3 protein-coding genes, 3 tRNA genes and 1 pseudogene are annotated in these 4,434 nt (G+C 39.7%); 1 reads left to right on the plus strand and 6 read right to left on the minus strand.

Features of this window, described 5'->3' with window-relative positions:
- Positions 1 to 36: 36 nt before the first annotated feature.
- The 5 genes from ACTJIX_RS14685 to ACTJIX_RS14705 all read right to left on the minus strand — a co-directional run bounded on the left by ACTJIX_RS14685 (position 37) and on the right by ACTJIX_RS14705 (position 2,772).
- A tRNA-Leu gene (locus ACTJIX_RS14685) sits at positions 37 to 121 on the minus strand.
- Between the two features lie 39 nt (positions 122 to 160).
- Positions 161 to 234, minus strand: a tRNA-Trp gene (locus tag ACTJIX_RS14690).
- 35 nt (positions 235 to 269) lie between these two features.
- A tRNA-Leu gene (locus ACTJIX_RS14695) sits at positions 270 to 354 on the minus strand.
- Positions 355 to 461: 107 nt separating this feature from the next.
- Positions 462 to 1,301, minus strand: coding sequence for a protein kinase domain-containing protein (locus ACTJIX_RS14700; protein WP_348892917.1), 840 nt, complete (start codon positions 1,299 to 1,301; stop codon positions 462 to 464).
- A complete protein-coding gene (locus ACTJIX_RS14705) occupies positions 1,255 to 2,772 on the minus strand; it encodes a DUF3336 domain-containing protein (RefSeq protein WP_004812363.1) in 1,518 nt (505 codons plus the stop codon). The genes ACTJIX_RS14700 and ACTJIX_RS14705 overlap by 47 nt, the downstream gene beginning before the upstream one ends.
- 191 nt (positions 2,773 to 2,963) lie before the next feature.
- On the opposite strand from ACTJIX_RS14705, the gene ACTJIX_RS14710 reads away from it, so the two are divergent.
- Positions 2,964 to 3,839: an ATP-binding protein gene (locus tag ACTJIX_RS14710; protein WP_348892918.1), complete on the plus strand. Its 876-nt coding sequence runs from the start codon at positions 2,964 to 2,966 to the stop codon at positions 3,837 to 3,839.
- A 450-nt stretch (positions 3,840 to 4,289) separates the two neighbouring features.
- Here ACTJIX_RS14710 and ACTJIX_RS14715 read toward each other — a convergent pair.
- A pseudogene (locus ACTJIX_RS14715) lies at positions 4,290 to 4,434 on the minus strand (IS6 family transposase); the annotation flags it as partial.

Consider the following 4,434-nt stretch of genomic DNA (forward strand, 5'->3'; position numbering starts at 1 on the left):
AAAAAAAAACAAGGCATCAACCTTGTCTCTTTTGAGTGGTGGGGACGGAGAGACTCGAACTCTCACACCTCGCGGCGCTGGAACCTAAATCCAGTGCGTCTACCAATTTCGCCACGTCCCCATCGGGTACCAACTTATCGCCGGCTTTCTCAAACTTTAATGGCAGAGGATCAAGGATTCGAACCTTGACGAACGGTTTTGGAGACCGTCATGCTACCATTACACCAATCCTCTACTCGACCATCTCTACTCATTCTCATAAGTAAATTTGGTGGGGACGGAGAGACTCGAACTCTCACACCTCGCGGCGCTGGAACCTAAATCCAGTGCGTCTACCAATTTCGCCACGTCCCCGATGGCTGTGTATATTATAGAGATCATTTTAGCCTGACAAGAACTTTTTCATAAAACGCTTATCATTTGATTAAATAAAAAACAAAGTATTGATTTTTGTATCTTTATCAGTCGATTATAATTAACAAAGCAGATTTGATCTCTTCAAAATCAGCAACCCTGGCCGACTTATGCCGAGCAAGCATGCCTTTTAACACAGTTTGAAAAGACCTAAATTTTTCTGGAAGATTAATTTCCAATCGTTGACAGTGTAGATAAGCCCAATCCTCATAATTTCCAGCATTAAGTCGTGTCTGACTTAACCATTCCAGCCAGATGATTCCTAATGCATAAATATCCGATTGAATCGTTTTTACTTCGGCGTGAAATAATTCTGGCGCCATATAACGTGGTGTTGCATCTAATGTTCGAGGTGATTCATCCGAGATTCGATGTGCCTGTTCAAAATCAATCAGACAGACCTGCCCTTTGCACTGGACAAAATGTTCTGCTTTTAAATCATGATGGAGATAGCCACATTGATATAGTTGCATCACAGCATCCAAGGCTGCAAGCAAATGTTTCTGAATATCAGACACGCTTAAATTAGCCGGATCAATCGCAAAATGAGAAGGACAATCCTGTAGCAAGATGCCCTGTTGAAAAGTTTCACCACCAATAGTGATCTCTGAATTAATCAGTAAATGCGGCGCCAGAAATTTGGCTAGTAAATTATTAGATAAATTTTGATAAAAACCGAATTCATTTTGAAAACCACGCTGACTATATACAGTCGAATGTTGCTGCTGCACCTTAAGCCAGTAAATTTCTCCATCCAAGCTGCCTTTATAGAGCCGACGGCCAAAAGCCAGACTTCGTGGCTTTGTGTTTAGCTCAAATTTTATCTGGTTTAGATCATGACTAGATATCAACTGGAATATATTCTTCTTTCTGCTGTTCAGGTGCATGTTGATAGGTTAAAAGTTCCAGGCAATGTTGTATGGTTTTCCCTACTCGCTCTTGGGTTTCAATCATGGAAATTTTCGGCCAGGTGGCACGTTCACCTTCACGTTGCAGGATTTTAAACAGGTGTGGCCGTGGGTTTTGCAACATATAAGTATAATGACGCAGACCATATTTGCCGACAATATTCACATCACCATAATAACGCTGATCGACTACACCATAACCATGATCCAGCAAACGGCGTACAGGCGGCACACTTCCTACACGCTCACGGGTAAAATCCATCATGCCTTTAGCAAACACCTTACCTTGGCGTCGTGCAATTCGTTGCGGCCAGCTCAGCATGTCCTTACGGAATCGGGCTGCATCGTCCTGCATGAAAGGCACAATATGCGGGTTCACCTGACTGGCGATGGTATAGTTAATATTGTACAGCCGTGCCATTTTCTCCTGTGGGAAATCACTGCGTACACTACCATCGACCCAACGTGTCGAGGACATATAGGGTGTAAATTTGCCATCATTCCGCTTACTGGTCAGACGCACAGGTGGAAATAGAATCGGTACAGCACAGGATGCGAGTACTGCACTCCAAACCAATAGATCTGGTGCAGTATAAGCATTCATAATCCGTGCATCTTGAGTCGCATCATAAGGTGCAACGGCGACATTAATATGTAAGCCTGATTTTTTAAGGGCTTCATCAAAAGTGAGATTACCTAAATTTTCAATCAGGAATTTTTTTAGGTATTTCACATCTGCCAGACCGCCATTACCCTTCATCAACTCACGAAAATTTCGAAAATGAAAGGCTTCATTAAAGAAATTATGTCCCTGAAGAATATCTGGATATTCAGATGGCTTGGATACCCCCAACATGGCCGTCATGATGGCACCAGCACTCGAGCCCGATACCACTTTCGGCATCAAATCCTGTTCCATTAACGCCTTACACACACCAGTATGAAATAGTCCCAGCGTTGAACCGCCAGAAAACATCAGCGCTGGCTGGCCATAAGCACGCTGGCAACGTTCGAAATATTCTATTTTTTCTTCAAGCGTCAGACATTCACATTCTTGCGAAGCGATATAAGCCAGTCCTTTACTTACTTCTTCAACATAATCTTCAATAATTTTTTTAGTGCCAACATATGTTTCTATAAATAATAAAGGATGCGCGATATTGGCAATGTCATAACTGAGCCCTTCTCGCAAGATATGCATCAGATCACGAGTACGCTTTTGCAGGCGGTATCGTCGAAGTTTGCCCAGACGATGAGAAATCACTTCTGCATCAAAATAATCGGAAGAGTTATCAAGCTTCCATTCCTGCGCACCTGATTCTTCATCCAGTTTTAACGCAATGCATTTCCACTCCTCATAAGTTTCCGCAGTCTGCAATTGTTGCTTTAATTTCTTGATGCGATAAGCCTGATGAGGATTAATCTGATGAGTAAAATCTGTTAACAACATGCTATGCGTGATCCTTATGTTTATTTTTGCTGCTGCAAGATCTGTCACATACTTAAATTAAGCAGATCATACGTGCGGGACAATAGCGAAAAATCTCCTTTCTTGGGCAAATTATAACATTTTTCTAGCTTTGACTGCTTTTTTTGCAGTGGTAGTATCATGAGCATAATTTAAATGCGTAATCCGAGATCATGGCTACAATTGATTTACCCGACCATATTTTAAATGCCCTTTCTACTGTCCTTCAGCAGCTTCAGCAAAGCCTGCCGGAAGTTAAAACCGTACCGGATTTCTCTGCTTATGCCTACAAATGGCAAGATGGCCAACTCAAACCAATTCATAAGCTGAGAGTGATTCAACTGGCTGATTTGAAAGGAATTGAAAAGCAAAAAGAGAAAGTAATTCAGAATACCTTACAGTTTCTAAATAACCTACCTGCCAATGATGTACTGCTCACCGGTTCGCGTGGTACAGGTAAGTCCTCTATTGTTCGTGCCCTGCTCACTGAATATGCTGATCAAGGCTTACGTCTGATTGAAATTGAACGTGATGATTTATCAGATTTGTCCGAAATCCAGAAACTCATTGCCGACCGTCCGGAAAGGTTCATTGTTTATTGTGATGACCTGGCCTTTAATGCCGAAGATGAAAATTACCGTAGTTTAAAAAGTGTATTAGATGGTTCATTGCAATCCGGTTCTAGTAATTTTGTGATTTATGCAACCAGTAACCGTCGTCATTTACTGCCAGAGTTTATGCATGAAAATACGCCCGTTACTAAAGTAGATGTTCCACAATATACCGAATTACATCCTCAAGAAGCGATCGAAGAGAAAATTTCTTTATCAGACCGTTTTGGTATGTGGCTATCTTTCTATCCGATGGATCAAAATCTTTATCTGGAAATTGTAGAGCATTACCTTGAGAAGGCGGAAATGGAATTGACTACAGAAGCCCGTGCTGAAGCTTTGCGTTGGTGCCAGGGTCGAGGTCAACGTTCAGGTCGTTCCGCTTATCAGTTTTCAAAGCACTGGATTGGTTCGCAGCAGCTTAAAACTTTAAATTAATTGACTTAATTAAAAAAATATCAGCTCGGTTTTGTTTCACTATGTAAATATTTTCAACAAAACTGAGCTTTAAAATAATTACAAAAATCATTCAAATATAAAATAATTATATGATTTTTTATCTTATAAACACACTTTATAAACTTACATACTAAAACAAATAAATACAAAAGAAATACATTGAATTTTACCATTATTTCTCCACTAACTTTTTCAAATTATTAATAAATTCATCTTAATTCTAAAGTTCATATGAGCACTTAGGTAATTGTTTATTAAAAATATTTAGAGTATTTACTCTAAATAAAAAAATTATTTCATCAAGTTGATCTTATTAATAATCAAAAGATTAACTCTTTTTATCCTAATTACCTAAAATTGTAAACCTACAATAATCAGGCACTGTTGCAAATAGAGATTTGAGTCGATGATGTTCCCTTTAAAAAGTACTTAGAGACCGAAAACCCTGTTGATTAGACATACTTCACCCTGAGGCTGACCATAATAAAATGACGATGCTTGTCCTTTACGTAGTGCACGCATGACTTCAATACCTTTAATTGTGGCATAAGCCGTCTTCATAGATTTGAATCCT

It is taken from the genome of Acinetobacter sp. 22323 (assembly GCF_052044895.1).
GTDB classification, from domain to species: Bacteria; Pseudomonadota; Gammaproteobacteria; order Pseudomonadales; family Moraxellaceae; genus Acinetobacter; species Acinetobacter schindleri.

Coding starts and splice junctions, on each gene's coding strand:
- ACTJIX_RS14700 (WP_348892917.1), bottom strand. CDS start 1,301: ATGCACCTGAACAGCAGAAAGAAGAATATATTCCAGTTGATATCTAGT.
- ACTJIX_RS14705 (WP_004812363.1), bottom strand. CDS start 2,772: ATGTTGTTAACAGATTTTACTCATCAGATTAATCCTCATCAGGCTTAT.
- ACTJIX_RS14710 (WP_348892918.1), top strand. CDS start 2,964: ATGGCTACAATTGATTTACCCGACCATATTTTAAATGCCCTTTCTACT.